The organism is Mycolicibacterium hodleri, from assembly GCF_025822245.1.
Lineage (GTDB): Bacteria > Actinomycetota > Actinomycetes > Mycobacteriales > Mycobacteriaceae > Mycobacterium > Mycobacterium hodleri.
On the sequence record NZ_JACKTL010000022.1, the window covers coordinates 1 to 18,100 of the forward strand.

Consider the following 18,100-nt stretch of genomic DNA (forward strand, 5'->3'; position numbering starts at 1 on the left):
AGTCGGGCAGCGGCGCCGGCATGCACCGGCGGCGCTGTGGTCGCGGCGGCCGGCACGGGACGCGGCTGCGACGCGGCGCTGACGGACGCGGTTGCCGCGGCCACGGAGACGACAACGCGTCGCTTCTGTTGTGCGCGTTCGGATGTGGCCTTCTCGACCAGGGCGGTGACATCAGCGCCGTTAGGTCCGGCGCCCGGCATGGGAACCTCGCCCAGGATGGCCGGGTCGATGTCGGTGGCGGCCATGAAGGTGGCCAGGACGCTCGGTGGCGCTGCGAGGACTGCGGCGGCGGTCTCGACCAGGCCGAGGCTTTCGAGGTGATCGACGACCTTGCGGCGGGCCAGGCGGCCCTGCCGGCGGTTGCCGTTGGCTCGGGCCGCGGCGGGATAGCTTGTGCAACTGGGGCAGCGGCGACGCTGACCGTTCTTGAGCGAGCGGCACATCAGATGGCCCCTGCAATCGCTCGGGGAATACGACGAATCATGGCTTCCCTTCCGGTGAAGGTGTCTTTGGCATGGCCAGACTAACCCACATTCGGGAAGTTCACCACCCTTGGTAAGTTTTGATTCGCCTCGATCAGTGCCATAATTGCTCATACGGGCCTGTCAGAGCTGCTAGTAAGCCTGTATCTGCACTTCTCAATAGTCCGCAACCGGTATGGCGGAAAGTGCATGTGTCACCCGGCGCGGCGCGCCCACCGCCGCGGCGCCAGCAGGCAGGATCGAGCTAACGCCGTGCCGACCCTGGAGGGAGATCCCCGATGACCGATGACCCTCGCAGCGCACCAATCTCCGACAGCGACGGCGCCTTCCCTGCCGGCGAGGGCGCCGGCCTCCTCGAACAGCTGGCCGTGGCCTCACTGCTCGCCGAAGCCGAGGACCTGACCCACGGGGTGCGCTACCTCTCGGTCGCAACCGGTGACCCCGAGACCGATGACGAGCTGGCCCGAATCAACGCCCTGACCGCCGCGGCGTGGACGCCGGCACCGGACGCCGCCACCACCTCCATCCGCGGAGGCAACGACTACCTGACGATCCGGGTGGAAGGGCCTGCCGCCGACTCCTTCGTCGAGGACCTCGCCACGATCGCCCACCGCCTGGATCCGGGCTTCTGGCGGGTCAACCGATCACCCCACGCCTTCTGACCAGCGACGACGACACGTCCACCCCCACCCGACGGGACGCTATTAGTCGTCCGAGGCGCGCACCGGCTCGCCATTGAGCAGGTCATAGGCCATCGACCTGATCACCACGACCTCGAGTTCGTCGAGATCGGCCAGCCGCCCGATCGAATCGGCAACCGCCTCCGGAGTCATCCCCTCATCCAGTCGCTGCTGGATCTCGTCGATCTGCGCTCTGGTCAACGCCGCCATGTCCGTCCCTTCCCGTGAACACCCGCCCGCCAGCACCTGGGGGACATGCTATTGCCCCAGCTCACACCTGGTGCCGGTGATAGCGCCGTCATCATCAGCTTGCCTTCTTCCAACCACCGCCGGCATGGGTGTCTTCAGCCTCGGCCACCAGGTCCTCACCAACCAGGTACACCGTCGGCTTTCCTGCGATGCCGTTGTGCTCGACGTGCACGCACCGCAGGTGCGACCCCATCGGCAGGATCACCTCGTCCTCCCCGGAGAAGTTCGAGATGCTCTTGACCGGAAGCCCTTCTCGGGTGCGCACCACCATGTAGTACGGCGGATGCCCGGCGAACGCCGACGCCGTGGACTGCTTGGTCGTCGTACTGGTCACCTTCCCGACCTCCATGCGCGCACCGACGCTGAACACCGCGTCGATGTACTCCCCTGGCGTCCCCTTCCACCCACTGGGCACCCGGGTGCCGCGCACGACCGTCATCGGGTTCATGTTCGGGTTGTGCTCACGGAACTTGTCGAACGCCGACTCGATACCCGAGACCACCGTCTTGATCGAGCCTGACGGCTTGGCGCCGTCACGCCCGCAGATGGCGGCATTGATCGCGGTGTAGCTGCCCCCGGTGTAGGTGGTCAGCGCCGAGCGCTCCTTGCCGTCGAGGGACTTCTGCACGAATGCGGAGTTCGCCGATGTGAGCTCGCTGATGCTCGATGTCTTCACACCCGGCCCGCTCGTGGAGAATCCCCACGCCTTGAGGTTGCCGGCGCGCTGGGCGATGACCGAGTAGTCGTCTGCGGTTTCCTTGCCCCAGGCGCGGATACCGCTGCGCCACAACGATTTGTGCTTCTCTTCACCGAGACTGTCCGGCGGGATCTTGTGATCGAAGTGCGGGATGACCCCGCCGCCGCGGGTGGGTGTGCCCAGCGCGCGGCGATGGGCGGCCGCGTAGGCCTCGGCCGCGGCGGCAGCTCCCTTGCCTGCAGCCAGGGCCTCGGCGCGCGCCGCCTCGCCCGCGGCCACGGCCGCCTTTTCGCGCACCAGCTTCTTGTGCCGCTTGGTCGCGTCGTAGATGTCTGCGCGGACCGGGCCGGCGCCCACGGCGTCGACGAGCTTGTCGCGGGCCTCGCCCATCTTGTCGTCGAGGAATCCCTGATGCTGCTCGGTGTTCCAATGGTGTTCTGCGGCTTGGCCTGCCAGCTGCATCAGCACCTGAGACTTGATGTGATGGGCCTGGGCTTCGGTGTCACTGGCCCCCTCGTGCAGCGCCGGCAGCTCGTCGAGCATCGGTATGCGGTTGGCTTTGTTCAGCGCCGCGGACTTGCCGCCGGCCGCGGCGACACCGTGGTACACCCCGTCGCGCTTCTGCAGGATCAGGAAGTCCCCCGATCCGCGGCGGTGGATCGCGGTGCCGCCGTCGAGCAGCCGCCCTTCGACCTCGACCGCCCCTGAGCCGGTCTCCATGAGGAACTTGCCCGGGGTGTACACCGAGGTGTCACGCACCGCGCCGGCGATCAGCGAGGGCTGCGGCCCAGCGTCGAGCGCCCCAGCCGCCTCTGCGGCCACCGACCGGTTCAGCGACCGGGCCAGCGCCTCGACGTCCTCGCTGCTGAGGTTGGCGCAGTACGCGTCTCGTTCCTCGTCGGGCAGCGTGGTGGCAACCCCATACTTGGCGGCCACCACGTCATCGGCGGCAGCCGGGATGGCGAGCTTGGCCTGCTCGTAGGCCGCCTTGGCCGCATCGATCTCCTCGCCGGCTGCGGCCAGCTCGGCGAGCTGCTCGGCCGACAACTCATCACCGTCGGCCGAACCCATCTCCTTGACGAGCTTGCGCTTGCGGGACTGGGCGCGCTGCACGGCCTTGCGGGCGTCATCGGCGGCCTTCTCGGCCGCGGCCAGAGCCTCCTGCGCGTCTTCCAGGGCCTGTTCCTCCGGGGAGATCTGGGGCCCGGCCAGCGCGGCCTGCTCGGCCTTTGCCGCGGCGATCAACAGGCCGGCCGACGGCGGGTTGGAGTGGGTGCTGGGCAGCGGGGTGTCCCCGAGCACCGACTCCTCGATCCCCATCGCCTTCATGAACTCCGGCAGCACGCTGGGCGGCGCAGCCAGGATGGCCTTCGCGGTGGCCACCAGGCCTTGCTCGGTCAGGTGGTCGACCACCTTCTTGCGGGCCAGCCGGCCCAGGCGGCGATTGCCGTTGGCCTTGGCCGCGGCGCCGTAGCTTCCGCAGCCTGGGCAGCGCCGGCCACCATGCTTCGTCGATCGGCACACCGCGCGCCTCCTTCGGGTGTCTTTGGCAGGTACACCCAGGAAGTACCGGCGGGCGACGCGGTTTCCGTCACCGTCGATCAGAATTCGATGCCGACAGCCCTCTGACCAGTGCCGACGACATGTCCCTTGGCTGCTTCAGCCGAGGCGGCATCAGGCAGGCCGAGCAGGTCGGATACGCCGTGACCAGGCCCGATGGCACGTCCCTTTCTCAAGGCCCGCCCGGCCCAGGGGCGATTCACTACAAGGGCTCTTCAGTCGAGCAGCGTCACGTAGTCGTGAGCGCCGAAGTCCACCCGGTGGGTTTGACCGAAGTCGTCGATCAGTACGAGCTGCATCGCCGGCCGGTTAGGCGAGCCCTGTTGACTGTCTACGGCCGCTGCGGCCAGGCCGTCGATGGTGCCGGTCAGGGTGTCAAAGCGTGCGCGCCGGCCGCGGTAGGTCGCGTCGTCGGCGAGTTCGCGGACGAGCACCCTGACCTCTTGTAGCTGGCTGAGAAAACGTTCGTCGCTGCTATGTCGTCCGCTGGGCATTGCCCCGCTCATCGCTGTCCCCTCGACTGTCAGTGCCATGTAGTGAGTCCGTCCAGGACGGCCCAGCCGCCGCCGGCGCCCGCGCTGCCGGCCGCGGCCAATACTGCCGCAGTCCAGATCATGCGGCGGATCCGGCGCAGCAGCCGCAGCAGCGATAGCGCGACGAGCACCGCTACTGCGCCGAGCGCCACCATGAGCACGGGGCTGGCTTGCCCATCGGTGAACAGGGAATCGAACGACGACATAGGGTTCCTCAATCCTGGATCTGGTTGTCTCGCAGCAGAGTTGCGGTTGCCGTGCGTGGGGTGTCGCGACCGGGCAGTGGGTGGCCAGCGTAGTCAGCGCGACCGACGCCCACCATGGGGACGTGCCGTCATGGCTGGTCACTGAGGGCGATGACGTGCCAGCGTGTCCCCGGAGTCGCCGCGACCACCTCTTGGGGGAACTCACGCGGCCCGCGCACCTTCGCCAGGGGGTGACAGCCGCGGCCACGCCCGCTGCGCTGGCACAGGAATCCGCCGGTGATCTCGCCGTCGTAGGCGCGGGTGAAGAACTGCACCCCGAACCCGGTCAGCCGCGCCAGCGCCTCGACCTGCTCCCAACTCGGATACAGCTGCGCTGCTTCCCACTGATCGACCGCGGGCTCTTCCACTCCGCACGCGCGGTCCACCTCGGGCCCGTAGAGCGCGCGGATGTCCAGTGCGGCGGTGATCGCCCGCGGGGAGAGCAGACCATCGCGCCACGCCTCGAACGCAGCACCACCGTCGTTCATGCGGACTCTCCCTGCGCTGGAGCGGATTCCACTGCGGCACGGTGGCGCGCGTCAATGATGGCGACAGCCTCACGGCTGCTCACCTCGACCGCGCCGAGGGCCACCGCCTGCCGACGCTTCCCTTCGGTTACGTCGTAGTGCCAGTTCTGCGCGGCCCGGCTACCCGGCTTCGCCTTGAACGGCTTCCCTGTCTTGGTGGGGTCCTGAAACCAGCTGCGCCGCAACCCCAGCCGGGACGCGAACTGGTGCAGCTCGTCTTGGGTGTCGGCGAACAGGTGCGACCAGGTGCTACTCAAGCGGCCCACGCGCGCCGGGATCCGCGCATCGTCGACGTAGACGGTCACGACGCCACCCCCGCCAGCACCGGCCCGGGCTCGACGGCGATGGTCTCGACATCAGGGCGCAGCGCGGCGTCAATGCCGATGACGCGCCGGATGGCCTGGTGCACAACAGCAGCCGCCTCCTGAGGCAGCATGTGCCCGGCACCGGGCACGTGCACATGCTCCGCCCCGGGGATCCCCGCGGCCAGGTCCCGGGCGTGGATGGCCGGGGTCATGGGATCAGCTCCGCCGGAGACCACCACGGTGCGGGCCCGGATCGTGGCCAGCGTGGGGTACTGGTCGTAGTCCCGCAACGCCGGCAGGAAACCAACCGCGGTGGCCACCGACACCGCCGCGAGCGCGTCAGCTGCGACCGCGGCGACCGTCACCGCCGATGCTGCGCCGCGCCGCCACCGGCCCAGGGTCGCGCACAGCGGACCAGTCAGTGCTTTGACCGCCTGCTCCGGGGCCCGGTCGACGACCCCGAACAGCGCCGTGGTCGCCGGTGTCCCCAGCAGCCGCCCCATGCCCCGTTGCCGCAGCTTGCCGGCCGCGGTCGCCAGCAGCACCAGCCCCGCCGGTTCGACCGGCCGGCGATGCGCCGCCAATCCCAGGTAGGCCAGCGAGGTCATCCCGCCCATCGAATGCCCGACCAGCGTCACCGGCCCATTGACCTGCATCACTGCCATCACCTGCGCGAGGTCCTCCGCCAGCCGCTCAATGCGATAGGTGCACATCGGCGCCTGCCCAGACCGACCGTGCCCACGATGGTCATAGCTGATGACCCGCACCGCGGTGCCGAAGCGATCCACCAACGCGTCGATCTGGCGTGCCCAGCACACCTGCGACAAGCACAGTCCGTGCACGAACACCACGGTGTGCTCGGCGTCGCGGCCACCGATGTCGCGCACCGACAGGCTCACGCCGTCGTCCATGGCCACTGCGACCTCGCGGCATCGCCGCGCTCTCGCCACTTCTGTGTTCATGACCCTGACCTCCCTATGCCGACGCTCTGACCGGTGCTGCGCTGCAATGGTTTTCCGACGCCTGCTTTCCGGCGGAGTGGACCGCGGCCAGAGCGCCGGCAAGGTCGTCGACGGCCTTCTGCGCCGAGGCGACCGGGTTGGCGAACCCCTCGGTGATGCGGTGCGCCACGCGGGCCACGCTTCCGTACGCGGCCACCAGGGCGGCAATCTCACGCAACGCCTGCAGCCCGATCGCCCCGGGCCGAGGCGGCCGGTCCCCTGACTTCCAGTCAATGGGCGCCCCCAGCGCCTCGTGCACCAGCTGCAGCTGCCGCTCCAACTCACTGACATCCGGCAGCTCGGCGATGCGCCGCGCCACCCGTGCATCGGCTTCCTCGCGCGCCTTCTGCTGCTCGATGACCCGCACAGCCCGCTTCTCGGCGTCCACCGCCTCCGCGCGCAGGGTGTCGTAGCGGGCGAACACCGACCGCACCGCATCCCAGTCCGGGTGGTGGTCGGTCTTGGCTGCGGCCGGCTGATGGATGGCCATCCGGGTCACCGACCGCCCAGGCGACATCAAGCCCCAGTTGTCGGGCAGTTCCCCGGGGCGCACGATGTCTGGATCGGAGACCACCAGCCACCACTGGTGGCATTGATCGGCCCACGCGTCAGCCTTGCCGTTCTTGCGTCCCAGCTCGGCCACCCAGTCCGAGCGCGACACCTTGATCTCGTGACCGATCAGCTGGCGGCCGCTGGTGGTGGTGAACCCGACGTAGATGGCGTCGCAGCGTCGCCCCGCACCGTAGCCGCCGTTCATCCCGACCTCGGGAACGAAGATGCCGCCGGGGAGCTGCCGAGACGGTTCGATGTAGTGGCGCCGAAGACGGCCCAGCAGCTCGCCGGCCGTCATCGTCGAGGTGTCGCGTTTCGCCGCCATCGCCGTCTCACCTCACGTCAGTCACGTCGATCGGACGCCAATTGCGCATCGACACAAGCCATCTCTCGTCCCGGACCAGCTCGGCCAGCTCCTGGCACTGCTCGTCGGTGTCGACACCCCAGCCCTGCCCGATGACGTTGACCGGGCCGCGGACCCCTGACCGCCAATCGATCACGGTGTACTCCAAGGCGCCGCGGCGCTGGAACGGCGCCTGCCGGGTGAGAACCACGACGACTTCTCCCGCTGCCCCGCGTACCGACCACCACTGCCGTTCGGCGTCGAGTCGGACCCGCTGCCCGACCGTCATGGCCACCGGTGTCATCGGCTCGGCCTGGTAGTACAGCCCCTGAGCGCTGCGCTCGACGTTGGTGATGGTGTCGGTTGTCATGACGGTCCTCCCTGGCTGGCTGCGATGGCTTCTACTGGGCTAGTACCGGCGCGCGCGGCCGTTTCCGTCGCCGCGGGCGGGTACTGGTCCCAGGTCCGCCCGTCCAGGTCGCGTCCGGCGCGGCGCTTGCCGACCCGTACCGCGATGGTGTCGCGGTCCAGCAGCACCGTGTTGGTGGTCCGCTCCCCGGGTTTCAGCAGCCGCGTCTGCGCTCCGCGCATCCCGGATGCGCCCGGTGCGGGGACCCGCATCGCCGGCGACATCCGGCCGCCGGCGGGGTGGTCGTAGGCCCGGCCCAGGGCGAAGCTGTCGTCGTCGACGACCGGGACCGGCCGGTACTCGCCGTACTGCTTGAAGTGGAACGCGACCTCGGCCTGCACGCATTGATCGCGTACCGCTCGGGCCCAGTCCGGATGCATGGGCCGCGCGTTCGGTCCGGACTCGCCGCCCGCGATGACCCAGTGCAGCACTTCGCGCACCCGAAGACGGCTGCCATCCCAGGCCGGATGATTCTGCGGCGGCGTCCAGTTGCGGAACGCCTGGCGCAGGTCGACGTATTCGAGCAGCGGTTCCATCGACAGGTAGCGGATGGCGGCGGGGGTGCCCAAGAGCGCCGGGATCCGACGGTTCGCCCAGTACTGATTCTCGACGCTGACACCGAGCCACACGTTCGGCAGAAACCCGTGCTGCTGGCCGTGATTGGGCCAGAACTGTGCACGCGAGGGCCGCCGGGCCATCACGTCCTCACCGAACAGGGTGACCGCCGACCAGAACTTCTGGCTCCTGAGCAGGGACCGCATCCGGGCGTGCCGCTTGGTCAGCACTTGGAACGTGTGGGTGGCGCAGCTCTGCATCACCGCGAACACCTCGGCGATGTACTCGTCGGGCACCTTGTCGTGGAACAGGTCCCCGGTGGAGCAGACGAACACCTTGCGCGGCGCGCGCCACCGCATCGGCTGGTCAAGCCGATCGGGCCACAGGGTGACGTCAAATCCGTTGGGCCACGCCTTGGTACCGGTGAAGCGGTGGGCGTGGGTGGCGGCGTAGCAATGATCACACCCTTCGGATACTGGGGTGCATCCTGTGACCACCGGCCACGTCGAGTCGGTCCATTCGATCTTGCTCCGGGCACCCATCAGCGCTCTCCTTCGCCCGCGACACCCGCGGTGAGGCCGCTGGCGACGGGGGCGACGCGCGCCACCAGCGGCACCGCCGGGGTGCATCCGCGGTTCCCGGCGTGGGTCAGGGCGTCCACCGCGGACGTGCGCGGCAGCAGCCAGCGCACTGGGCCACTCCACCCGCAGCTGCAGCTGGCCTGGCGGCGCCGGTGGGCGATGAACGCCAGCACACCAACCACACCGCTCGTCGTGATCTCGCCGTCGCCCTCTTTCGCGGTTTTGAGTTCAACGTCGTTCATCGAACCCTCCTGCGGCAATGGGGATGTGGTGGTGGGTTGCGACCGCAGTGAGCACCGAGCACGGCGCAGCGACCACGCACTCTGCGGACCCGATCGTGTCTTCGTGCTCGCCGGCCCACGCCCCGGCGACGAAGGTGCACGACCAGCACGCCACGACCGACTGCGGGCACACCGTCACCCCTGGGCCGTGCGCCTCCTCAATGCCGCCGTCCCAGCAGCCGGCGCAGATGACCCCGATGGGGCGATGCCGGCAGATGTGGGCCAGCAGATCGGAGACCAGCCCCGCCCCCGGCCGGTCGAGGCCCTCGCCTTGATGCCAGGCCAGGACAGCCCGAAGGACCTTGGGCAGCAGCTCGGGATCGTGCCCGCCGCTGCTGATCAATGCGCGGTCGGTGGGATCGGCTCGGTAGTAGTCGATCTCGTGCTCGATGCTGTGGTGGTGCAGGGCCACGATCCATCCGCACCGCTCGCAGCGACGCGAGTTCAGGTGCGGGTTGCCGTACTCGAACCGGCCCCACTTACGCGCCAACGTGACCCGTTCCCCGCACACCCCGAACACCGCGACATCACCTGCGGTATGCCCGGCGCGCGCACCGGCGTCGATCGCCGGCAGCGCCTCCAGCAGGTCCACGGCGTGGCGGCGGTGGCGACCGGGCCCGACACCGAACCTGTCTGACAACGACATCGCGTTCGCGCCGGTCACCGTTTCCCCTCCCAGCCCACGTGGGTCACTCATGCACATCTCCTGCGGCAGCGCCTGATTGGAGTTGGTGGTGCACGGCGCGCGCACCGATGACGTGGCGGTTGCCCTCGCCGTACCAGCCACACCGGCACAGCGTCGTGTGATGACGGGGGCAGCCCGCGAGGTAGCGCGAGACCGCAGCTTGCAGCGACGGGTGCGCCGGCTCAGCCAGCGCCAGGCTTCCGGTCGCGGCCGGGTGACCGTTCCAGGTGTGCACCACGGTGCGGGCGAGGTCAGCCAGCAGCCCGGTGAAGGCGTCCAGTTCCCCCGCGGCGAGCGGATTGAGCGGACCGCGGGCCCGGGGGTCTGTCCCGTATTCGACCTTGGTGACGTCGACGACGATTACGACCCGTCCGGCCCACCCGGACGGAATGAACCGCACATTGCGGTTGCCCTGGGAGACAAGGCTTTCGCCGTGATGTTGCAGGATCGCCCTCTCGGGTTGCTCGGTGTCGTAGAGCCACGCCAGACCGCTGCGCACCGCGGCTCGGTGCGCCTCGACGTCCACGCCGGCGCTCACAGCGTCACTCCGCAGCGCTCCACGATGTCTGCTGGCGGTACCCATAGCCCTTGCGCCCCGCGGCACGGGATCGGCTCCGGCAGCGGTCGAGCATCTTCGAGGGTCAGGTGGACGACGCGGCGGCGCTGTCGGCCGCCGTGCTCGACGTAGGACGACTCACCCCATGGCTTGCAGCAGCCCGCGTCTAGGTGGCAGTCGACCAGTGTGGCGATACCGATGATGGCCGACATTTCCAAGGTGCCTGCCAGTGAACGCCCCTGGGCGGCCTGCTCGATCAGCGGTGAGCGATCGCCGCGCTCGGACCAACGAGCCCCCGCGTGCACCAGCAGTGGGCCTCGAAAGGACCACATCTGGGTCCGATTTTCGGTGGTCTTGCCGGCGGACACGATGGCCCAGGCCCACGGCTGCTGGACCGTGAGCGCCCGGACCCCGGAGTGCGGCGGACAGGGCTTGGGATTGCGGTTACGCATCGGCGACACCTCCTTGAGATGACGCAAATCGTAACAACGCGATTAGCTAATGTACGGTCCCGCTGCCTGGGATTATTGCGAGTTTTGAGGGCTCGTTTTCCTGTATAGGCGAGTTTTGATCGGCCATCCCGGCAGATCACACCACCTCACCAGCGGCAACGACACGTCCCTACACTTGGCCCGCACCCAACGGGCCGACGTAGGTGGCGAACCTCGCCAGAGGACGTGGGCTAGTGGGGGCTAGTGGTCGTAGAGGTCGTTGTACTGGCGCTCGATCCACAGCACATGGAAGGTGTCGCCCGCACGGAAGCCGGCGAACGGCAGGTTGCCCTCATGCCGGAACACCATGTACCGGTCGCGCTCGAGTTCCTCGGGCGCCGACGTCTTGAACTTGCCGCTGGGCAGGAACTCCGATCCCAGACCGTGCTTGGGATGCTGGACGAGTTCCTTCCAGGTGAGCTTGGCCCGCTTCTCCCACTTCACGAGGAACTCTCGGCACTGCGCATCCGTCAGCTCACCGACCCCCCACCCGGCTTGCAGGTGCCGCAGGCACAACACGGGATGCCCTGACAACAGCGCTATTTCGTCGGTGTCACTGGGAGGCTGTGGGTCAGCGCGACGATCGGGGACCGACCCGCGGCGCTTCGACTTCTTGTCCGACACGCCTCAGAGAGGTCGCCCGGAAAAGTACGACCGGATTGCCTCGTTGGTGATCTGGACATGACGCGCGTCGCCGTCGAACGCGTCCTTCCACGGAGCCTCGCGATGGGTGCGCTCCCGCAGCGCCCACGCTGCCAACGACCCGTAACGGTCCCACACGTCCCCGAGGAGATCCGAAACCTCGGCGAAGTCGTCCCAGTCGAAGTCCTCACCCAGCGCGACGTCGGGGTCGATCGGATTCTTCCCGTAGTCCTTGTACGCGTGGTACACCTCAGCGACCACAGGCCCGTGCGCCCAGGCCTGGATCGGATCGCTGAACAGCGGCTCACCGGTCGCGCCGAGCCGGTGGCCCTGGGCGTAGTAGAGCAGCTTCTGCAGCTTCAGGTTCGACACCTCGGCATCGACGTTCTCCGCCCACGCGATGAACCAGCGCGCAATGTCGCGCGCACGGAACGTAGTCATGGTCAAACGCCTCCCTCCGGGTGTCGATCGGTTGCGGACACGCAACCGGATGTGCCCAGTATGGCAGGGGGCGGTGACAGCCCAGCGGCGATCAACACCGCGGGTCCCACGGGCGCCGGCACGCCTCATCGGCAACGGCGGGATCAACCCACCTGCCGCTGGCAACGGTGGCGGCGAACTACGCGCCCGGCACCGCGTACAGGCGTTCCTTGGCCGCGTCGGCGCTCTTGCTGTCCTGCAGGATGAGCCGGATCAGCTCCTGGCGTGCGATCGGGTTGAACGGATCGTCATGCAGCTCGTCGCACGCGATCTTCAGCTCGCGGGAGTAGCCGCGCACCAGAGCCATGTCGGAGTCCGACGTGGGCAGCTGCACGACCTGGGTCGCGGTGGGCTTGTCGCGGCGAGATCCGAGCGCCGTCAGAGACAGGAGACGAGGCGACTTTCTGACCATGCCGCCATTTATAGCCATACTTTTGTACGGTCGCAACGTGTACTCACGTAAACGGAGGCGTCAGAAAACCCGATTCGACGGGCTCCAGACCCTCCACCGACGTCCCGCCACCCCGCCGCAGCAGGCCTGTGAACAGCACAAACACCAAGCTACTGACCCTGTAGTAACATCAGTACACGTTCGGGGTCGGCATATGAAACGAGAGTACATTGGCTGAAGCAGCAGCGTCCGAGAGCGCTGAGCTGTCCGAGCTGTCGATCAAGCTCAACAAGCTCTTCGACACCATGCGCAAGCCGTCCGACCCGCCACTGTCCAACGCCGCGGCCGCCGAGGCCATCACCCGCAAGACCGGCGTCTCCATCAGCTCCGCCTACCTCTGGCAGCTCCGCACCGGCGTCAAGACCAACCCCACAGTCACACACCTGCGCGCGATCGCCCAATTCTTCGGCGTCGCCCCCTCCTACCTCGTCGACCCGGGCATCGACCCCGACATCGACGCCCAGCTCAACCTCCTCCAGGCCATGCGCGACGCCGGCGTCCGCGACCTGGCCATGCGCGCCTCCGGACTCACCCCACAGGCCCTCAACAGCCTGCGGGCTATGGTCGACCATGCGCGGCAGCTGGAGCAGCTGCCGCCCGTGCAGGCAACCGGGGAATAGAAGCTATGGCGGTCTCAAATGAGGACATGCTCGCGATGGCACGCGAGCTACCCATCCCTGTCCCCTGGGACCTCGATGTCTTCATCGCCAACCTCGCAGCCCAGCGCGGCCGCCCAATCCACCTGATCCCCACCGACACCGCGGCACTGGCCGGCAGCCCCTGCGGTTTGTGGCTCACCCGCGAACACGACGACCTGATCCTGCATGAGATCGGCACGTCTCCGTATCACGTCTATCACGTCTTCAACATCGTGGGGCACGAAATCGGGCACATGATGCTCGGCCACGGCCGCAACCGCGCGTTCGGCGCCGACCGGGACCGCGAAGAAGATCTGTGCCGCAGGGTGTTACCTGCCATCGACCCCGAAACTGTGCAGGCCGTCCTCGGCCGCACCGACTACGCCTCCGACCAAGAACGCGACGCCGAAATGTTCGCCCACATCCTGATGATCGCGGCCGCCGAAGTGTCCGACGAGCAGTCGGTGATGCGCGGCGTGTTCCTCCGGAGACGATGACCGCCACCGTCCCGGCCATCCTTGCCTGGCCGCTGCTGGCATTCATGGCCGCCGTCGTCGGCCTGCGCTACGTCTTCTTCAACCACAGCCAGTGGGAGCGCTACCTCAACCACACCCTGGCGTTCATGCTCGCCTCCAACCTCATCCGCGAACAAGCCGTCCAAGACGCCCTCGCGTCCGCCGGAATCATGACCGTCACGACGGCACAACAGATCTCGCTCGCGCTGATGATCTTCACCGCCGCCGAGTTCATGGGCTTCATCACCATGTGGACCCAACTCTCCGACGCAGAGGCACGCCGCCGGCAGCGCTACCACCGCCTCGCCGCCGTCGTCCTGGCCGCCGGATTCTTCGTCGCCGCCACACCCGCCCGCAACGCCGGCCAAACCCTAGAGGTCTACGGCGGCTGGTCCAGCGTGCTGGCCTGGGCCATCTACGTACTGCTGCTGTGCGTGCTCGCCGTCCAGCTGACAACCATGTGCGTCCGGGAGCTACGCCGCCCCACCGCTCGCCGACAGGAACGCCTCGTCGCCGCCAGCGGCCTGATGATCGGCCTGTCCATCGGCATCACCAGCATCGAGGCGCCCATCCTCGCCGCGCTCGAAGAACTGGGCTGGCTCTACAGCCGCGACTACCGAATCACCCTGCACGGCTTCATCTTCTTCTCCGAATCCGTCGGCGCGAACTTCCTCGCCGCCATGCCCTTCCTGCTGGCCGCATTCGCCCGCGCCGGCTACGACGTCACCAGCCGCCACTGGCGCCGACTCCAACCGCTGCGCGACACCATGATCACCGCCGTACCCGAAGCCGCATTCGAACTGCGCGCCCCCAACCCCTCACGCCGCAAGACGTCCCTGGATCTGCACCAGACGACCGTCCAAATCCGCGACGCCATCCTGCAGCTGCGCCCCTACTTCCACGACGTTCCCCCGGCCGAAGCCGAGGACTTCACCACCCACGTCCCGGCCCGGCACCGCCAAGGCGCCATCGACGCCCTGCAGCTCGCCCGCGCCGTGCAGGCCAAAGCCGCCGGCGCCACACCCGCACCCATCGACGCCAGCGTCGTCCTCAACTCCCGTTCCACCAACCTCGACGAAGAGACGGCCGAGCTGCTCCGCCTTGCCCGATGGTGGCCACACGCCGAAGCCGCCGCCACCCGACAGCCAGAGATGAGCGAACACCCATGACCCCCACGGCGACCACACCCCTGCCGCACCCCCGATGGCGCCTGCCGATCCTCGGCGACCTGCTCACCATCGACCTCGCCAAGCCCAGCCAAGGCCTGGCCCGCGACATCACCGACCACCCCGGCATCGTCGAACAACGCATCTTCGACTTCCCCGTCATCGTCCTGTCCGACACCGGACTCATCAACGACGTCAACGACGAAACCCGCTGGGAGAAGCACGTCGGGCACTCGCTGCGCAAGCTGCGCCCCGTCGCCGGCGACGGCCTCTTCACCGCCTACAACCACGAACCCAACTGGGCCGCAGCACACGCCATCCTCATGCCGGCGTTCACCAAAGCCGCCATGGAGTCCTACCACCCCACCATGACCGCCACCGTCGCCGAACTGGTCGACGCCTGGAGCAGCCGCGCCGACACCGACGCCTGGATCGACGTCCCCGCCGAATCCAACAGGCTCACCACCGAAATCGTCGCCCGCGCCGGCATCGGCCACTCCTTCAACAAGCTCGACGACACCAGCGACGACCCCTTCATCACTACCGTGCTGCGCGAGCTCAAATACGCCAACCGCCGCACCGACGCCATCCCGTTCTACGAGAAGCTCTTCGGCAAAGGCCAACGCCAACAGCATCAGCAGGACAAGAAGTGGCTGCGCGAGCAGATCGCCACCATCATCAACGACCGCCGCAACGCCGGCCCCCACACCGGCCCCGCCGACATGCTCGACTACATGCTCAACACCGCCGACCCCGCCACCGGCGCGACCCTCGACGACGCCAACATCACCAACCAGATCCTGACGTTGCTCGTCGCCGGCAGCGAAACCTCCGCCAACGCCATCGGCTTCGCCCTGCACTACCTGGCCAACCATCCCGACATCGCCGCCGAAGCCCAGGCCGAGATCGACCAGCGCTGGCCCGAGCGGTCCGTCCCCGACATCGCCTTCGACGACGTAGCCCGTCTGCGCTACCTGCGCCGCATCGTCGACGAAACGCTGCGCCTGTGGCCTGTCGCGCCCGGCTACTTCCGGCAAGCCAAAACAACCACCGCCATCGGCGACGGCCAGTACCAATTCGACAAGGGCGACTGGGTTTTCGTCCTCCTACTCGCCGCACACCGCGACACCGCCACCTGGGGCGACGACGCCGATCAGTTCCGCCCCGACCGCTTCCTGCCCGACAACATCCGCGCCCTGCCCCCGCACATCTACAAGCCCTTCGGCACCGGGGCCCGCGCCTGCATCGGCCGCCAGTTCGCCCTCCACGAGATCATGCTGACCCTGGCCGCCGTCCTGCACCAGTTCACCCTCGAACCCGAGCGCGGCTACCAGCTCAAGGTCTCCGAGACCCTTACCCTCAAGCCGGACGCGCTACGACTGCGCCTACACCGGAGGTAGACCATGCACGGCATCGAGGTCCTGGCCCGAGCCGGCATATTCCAAGGCCTCGCCCACGACACCGTGGCCACCCTCACCGACCAGCTCGATGCGGTCCAATTCCCGGACGGGCACACCATTTTCGCCGAAGGCGATCCCGGCGACCGGCTCTACATCATCATCGACGGAAAGGTGAAGATCGGCCGTTGCACCGCCGACGGCCGCGAAAGCCTCATCGCCATCATGGGGCCCGCGGACATGTTCGGCGAGCTGGCCCTCTTCGACCCCGGCCCACGCACCTCCACCGTGACCACCCTGACCCATATCGAGGCCGTCACCGTCGACCGCGCCGCCCTCGGCCACTGGATCCGCACCCATCCCGAGATCGGCGAGCAACTCCTCCGTGTGCTGGCCCGCCGTCTACGCCGCACCAACGACGTCCTGTGCGACATCATCTTCACCGACGTCCCCGGCCGCGTAGCCGGCCAACTCCTGCACCTGGCTCAAAGGTTCGGGGTCCGCGCCGGCGACGCACTGCGCATCGACCACGACCTCACCCAGTCCGAGATCGCCCAGCTCGTCGGCTCCTCACGCGAGACCGTCAACAAGGCCCTGTCCACCTTCGCCGACCGCGGGTGGATCCGCGTCACCGGCAAGACCATCCTCATCGTCGACCCCGAGCAGTTAGCGCGTCGGGCCCGCCACTGATCCATCCGAGGGCAGCCCGAAACGCCTACGGATCAACGCTTCCACGGCCATCTCGCGCCGCATTCAAGCCGACACGCCCGTAGATGGAGGAACTTACGAACACCCTGTCCGGGCGTCCGTGCATCACCGCCACCTTCCCCGAACCGTTTGCTCCGGGCTGTCCCCGCCACTCGTCGGAGCTGCCCCTTCCGCTTCCCCGCGACTGGACACCCCACCACACACGGTGACCGTCTCCGACCAGGACGTATTCCGGACCCGTGGATGGAACACGAATTCATCGGTGCACAGTCACGAACCGGAAAGCACTCCTGACCAGGCGTTCAAGCACCCGCAAACCGAGGATGCGGCGGGGGACGTGTCACCGTCATGTCCCCGACAACCGACCGGCCGATGACATCCGCCCAGGTCGCTATTACTCCCCTGGAGGCCACGGGACCCACACGCCGGGAAAAGCCGCCACCATTCCACCGACTTTTCGACAAAACTCCAGAGAGTTTATTCCATCAGCAAATCCTCAGATGCGCAGTGACCGATCCACCCGGCGCTAGCCGAACCGATTCCGCAATAGCTGCACCACAACGGGGACATGGCGTCACTGCACCTCAAACGCCGCTTAATCGGGGTTTCCCGGTATCCACCTTCGCCCAACTGCCCGTCATGGCCCCCTACTCTTCACATCAGTACCCGCCTCAAGAGCAAAGGTGACACGATGACCGCCCCAACGATGCACCCCCTCGACGCACAGACCGCTGACCTCATCGCTGACTTCATCGCCCAGATGAGCGGGGCCGGTATCGCAGAGCAGCGGCACGTCTTCGGCCACTTCAGCACCCATCCGCACCTCTACCTGGAGCCCATGCCAAACGTCACCGCCACCGGTTGGTACATCCCCACCGACATCGGTCCGGCACCGGGCTACGTCGTAACCCGCGACAATCACGCGTTTCCCCTCACACAACCCCGCGACCTCGCCCAGTGCTCCGTGCCCCGCGTCCCACACCTCGAACTGCCCCTCGTCGCCGACAACCCGGCCCTCGAAGAGTGGACCCACTTCCTGCACTCCTGCATCCGCGAAGCAGCCGGGGACTACATCGACCAGGACGCCCGCGCCGCCAGCCTCGACGACCGCGCCGGCATACAAACCGTCCGCTTCATCAATCGAATGCGCCACGACAACATCGCGCCAACCCGCCAAACCTTCATCCATCTCGATGACCTGGAGCTAGACGAATACCCCGAAGCACAACCACTGGCCGGAATCGAGATCACCGGGTGGCTTCTCCAACCATCACCCTGAATCACCCCCAGTTTTGTGCCGTTTCCTTCTGAGTTAGGAAGGATGGCGATTATGCCGAAGAAGATCGAGCCGGAGGTCCGGGAGCGGGCCTT

The 18,100-nt window shown here is 67.7% G+C and carries 24 protein-coding genes and 1 pseudogene; 7 read left to right on the forward strand and 18 right to left on the reverse strand.

Going from position 1 to position 18,100, the window contains the following annotated elements; all coding sequences use genetic code 11:
• Positions 1-443 (reverse strand): annotated as a pseudogene (locus H7J06_RS07865) (hypothetical protein); the annotation flags it as partial.
• Between the two features lie 317 nt (positions 444-760).
• On the opposite strand from H7J06_RS07865, the gene H7J06_RS07870 reads away from it, so the two are divergent.
• On the forward strand, positions 761-1,144 hold the full coding sequence (locus H7J06_RS07870) for a hypothetical protein (RefSeq protein ID WP_046361145.1): 384 nt from the start codon (positions 761-763) through the stop codon (positions 1,142-1,144).
• 42 nt (positions 1,145-1,186) lie between these two features.
• Here H7J06_RS07870 and H7J06_RS07875 read toward each other — a convergent pair whose 3' ends face one another.
• The 17 genes from H7J06_RS07875 to H7J06_RS07955 all read right to left on the reverse strand — a co-directional run bounded on the left by H7J06_RS07875 (position 1,187) and on the right by H7J06_RS07955 (position 12,266).
• Complete coding sequence (locus H7J06_RS07875) at positions 1,187-1,372, reverse strand: helix-turn-helix domain-containing protein (RefSeq protein ID WP_264038167.1); 186 nt, start codon at positions 1,370-1,372, stop codon at positions 1,187-1,189.
• A 94-nt stretch (positions 1,373-1,466) separates the two neighbouring features.
• A complete protein-coding gene (locus tag H7J06_RS07880; RefSeq protein WP_264038168.1) occupies positions 1,467-3,632 on the reverse strand; it encodes an ADP-ribosyltransferase in 2,166 nt (721 codons plus the stop codon).
• Between the two features lie 251 nt (positions 3,633-3,883).
• Positions 3,884-4,102 (reverse strand): hypothetical protein, encoded by a 219-nt coding sequence (locus tag H7J06_RS07885; protein ID WP_046361148.1) that lies wholly within the window; start codon positions 4,100-4,102, stop codon positions 3,884-3,886.
• Positions 4,103-4,191: 89 nt separating this feature from the next.
• Positions 4,192-4,407 (reverse strand): hypothetical protein, encoded by a 216-nt coding sequence (locus H7J06_RS07890; protein ID WP_046361149.1) that lies wholly within the window; start codon positions 4,405-4,407, stop codon positions 4,192-4,194.
• Between the two features lie 128 nt (positions 4,408-4,535).
• Positions 4,536-4,934, reverse strand: coding sequence for a hypothetical protein (locus H7J06_RS07895; RefSeq protein WP_052765064.1), 399 nt, complete (start codon positions 4,932-4,934; stop codon positions 4,536-4,538).
• On the reverse strand, positions 4,931-5,278 hold the full coding sequence (locus H7J06_RS07900) for a DUF4031 domain-containing protein (protein ID WP_076056741.1): 348 nt from the start codon (positions 5,276-5,278) through the stop codon (positions 4,931-4,933). The genes H7J06_RS07895 and H7J06_RS07900 overlap by 4 nt, the downstream gene beginning before the upstream one ends.
• Entirely contained in the window at positions 5,275-6,240 is a 966-nt protein-coding gene (locus H7J06_RS07905) for an alpha/beta fold hydrolase (protein WP_076056743.1), read from the reverse strand. The genes H7J06_RS07900 and H7J06_RS07905 overlap by 4 nt, the downstream gene beginning before the upstream one ends.
• A 13-nt stretch (positions 6,241-6,253) precedes the next feature.
• On the reverse strand, positions 6,254-7,156 hold the full coding sequence (locus H7J06_RS07910) for a hypothetical protein (protein WP_264038171.1): 903 nt from the start codon (positions 7,154-7,156) through the stop codon (positions 6,254-6,256).
• 7 nt (positions 7,157-7,163) lie between these two features.
• A complete protein-coding gene (locus tag H7J06_RS07915; RefSeq protein WP_081389634.1) occupies positions 7,164-7,544 on the reverse strand; it encodes a hypothetical protein in 381 nt (126 codons plus the stop codon).
• A complete protein-coding gene (locus H7J06_RS07920) occupies positions 7,541-8,680 on the reverse strand; it encodes a DUF5131 family protein (RefSeq protein WP_264038175.1) in 1,140 nt (379 codons plus the stop codon). Before H7J06_RS07920 ends, H7J06_RS07915 begins: the two co-directional genes overlap by 4 nt.
• On the reverse strand, positions 8,680-8,961 hold the full coding sequence (locus H7J06_RS07925) for a hypothetical protein (protein WP_264038176.1): 282 nt from the start codon (positions 8,959-8,961) through the stop codon (positions 8,680-8,682). Before H7J06_RS07925 ends, H7J06_RS07920 begins: the two co-directional genes overlap by 1 nt.
• On the reverse strand, positions 8,948-9,697 hold the full coding sequence (locus H7J06_RS07930) for a hypothetical protein (protein WP_264038178.1): 750 nt from the start codon (positions 9,695-9,697) through the stop codon (positions 8,948-8,950). The genes H7J06_RS07925 and H7J06_RS07930 overlap by 14 nt, the downstream gene beginning before the upstream one ends.
• Positions 9,690-10,223 carry a hypothetical protein gene (locus tag H7J06_RS07935; RefSeq protein ID WP_264038179.1) on the reverse strand — a complete coding sequence of 178 codons (534 nt, stop codon included), beginning with the start codon at positions 10,221-10,223 and terminating at the stop codon, positions 9,690-9,692. Before H7J06_RS07935 ends, H7J06_RS07930 begins: the two co-directional genes overlap by 8 nt.
• Complete coding sequence (locus H7J06_RS07940) at positions 10,220-10,693, reverse strand: ASCH domain-containing protein (protein WP_264038181.1); 474 nt, start codon at positions 10,691-10,693, stop codon at positions 10,220-10,222. Before H7J06_RS07940 ends, H7J06_RS07935 begins: the two co-directional genes overlap by 4 nt.
• 240 nt (positions 10,694-10,933) lie before the next feature.
• Positions 10,934-11,266 carry a hypothetical protein gene (locus H7J06_RS07945; RefSeq protein WP_264038183.1) on the reverse strand — a complete coding sequence of 111 codons (333 nt, stop codon included), beginning with the start codon at positions 11,264-11,266 and terminating at the stop codon, positions 10,934-10,936.
• Between the two features lie 93 nt (positions 11,267-11,359).
• The gene (locus tag H7J06_RS07950; protein ID WP_076056754.1) at positions 11,360-11,815 is read right to left on the reverse strand and encodes a Panacea domain-containing protein; all 456 of its coding nucleotides are present in this window, start codon (positions 11,813-11,815) and stop codon (positions 11,360-11,362) included.
• Positions 11,816-11,993: 178 nt separating this feature from the next.
• Positions 11,994-12,266, reverse strand: a complete 273-nt coding sequence (locus H7J06_RS07955; RefSeq protein ID WP_076056756.1) for a hypothetical protein — start codon at positions 12,264-12,266, stop codon at positions 11,994-11,996.
• Positions 12,267-12,475: 209 nt separating this feature from the next.
• On the opposite strand from H7J06_RS07955, the gene H7J06_RS07960 reads away from it, so the two are divergent.
• The 6 genes from H7J06_RS07960 (at position 12,476) to H7J06_RS07985 (ending at position 18,008) form a co-directional block, all read left to right on the forward strand.
• Positions 12,476-12,925 carry a helix-turn-helix transcriptional regulator gene (locus H7J06_RS07960; RefSeq protein WP_046361155.1) on the forward strand — a complete coding sequence of 150 codons (450 nt, stop codon included), beginning with the start codon at positions 12,476-12,478 and terminating at the stop codon, positions 12,923-12,925.
• A gap of 5 nt (positions 12,926-12,930) precedes the next feature.
• A complete protein-coding gene (locus H7J06_RS07965) occupies positions 12,931-13,440 on the forward strand; it encodes a hypothetical protein (RefSeq protein WP_264038187.1) in 510 nt (169 codons plus the stop codon).
• The gene (locus H7J06_RS07970) at positions 13,437-14,627 is read left to right on the forward strand and encodes an MAB_1171c family putative transporter (RefSeq protein ID WP_264038188.1); all 1,191 of its coding nucleotides are present in this window, start codon (positions 13,437-13,439) and stop codon (positions 14,625-14,627) included. The genes H7J06_RS07965 and H7J06_RS07970 overlap by 4 nt, the downstream gene beginning before the upstream one ends.
• Positions 14,624-16,024, forward strand: a complete 1,401-nt coding sequence (locus tag H7J06_RS07975) for a cytochrome P450 (RefSeq protein WP_264038189.1) — start codon at positions 14,624-14,626, stop codon at positions 16,022-16,024. The genes H7J06_RS07970 and H7J06_RS07975 overlap by 4 nt, the downstream gene beginning before the upstream one ends.
• Positions 16,025-16,027: 3 nt before the next feature.
• Positions 16,028-16,711, forward strand: a complete 684-nt coding sequence (locus H7J06_RS07980) for a Crp/Fnr family transcriptional regulator (RefSeq protein ID WP_264038190.1) — start codon at positions 16,028-16,030, stop codon at positions 16,709-16,711.
• 709 nt (positions 16,712-17,420) lie between these two features.
• Positions 17,421-18,008: a hypothetical protein gene (locus H7J06_RS07985; RefSeq protein ID WP_264038191.1), complete on the forward strand. Its 588-nt coding sequence runs from the start codon at positions 17,421-17,423 to the stop codon at positions 18,006-18,008.
• Positions 18,009-18,100: the final 92 nt, after the last annotated feature.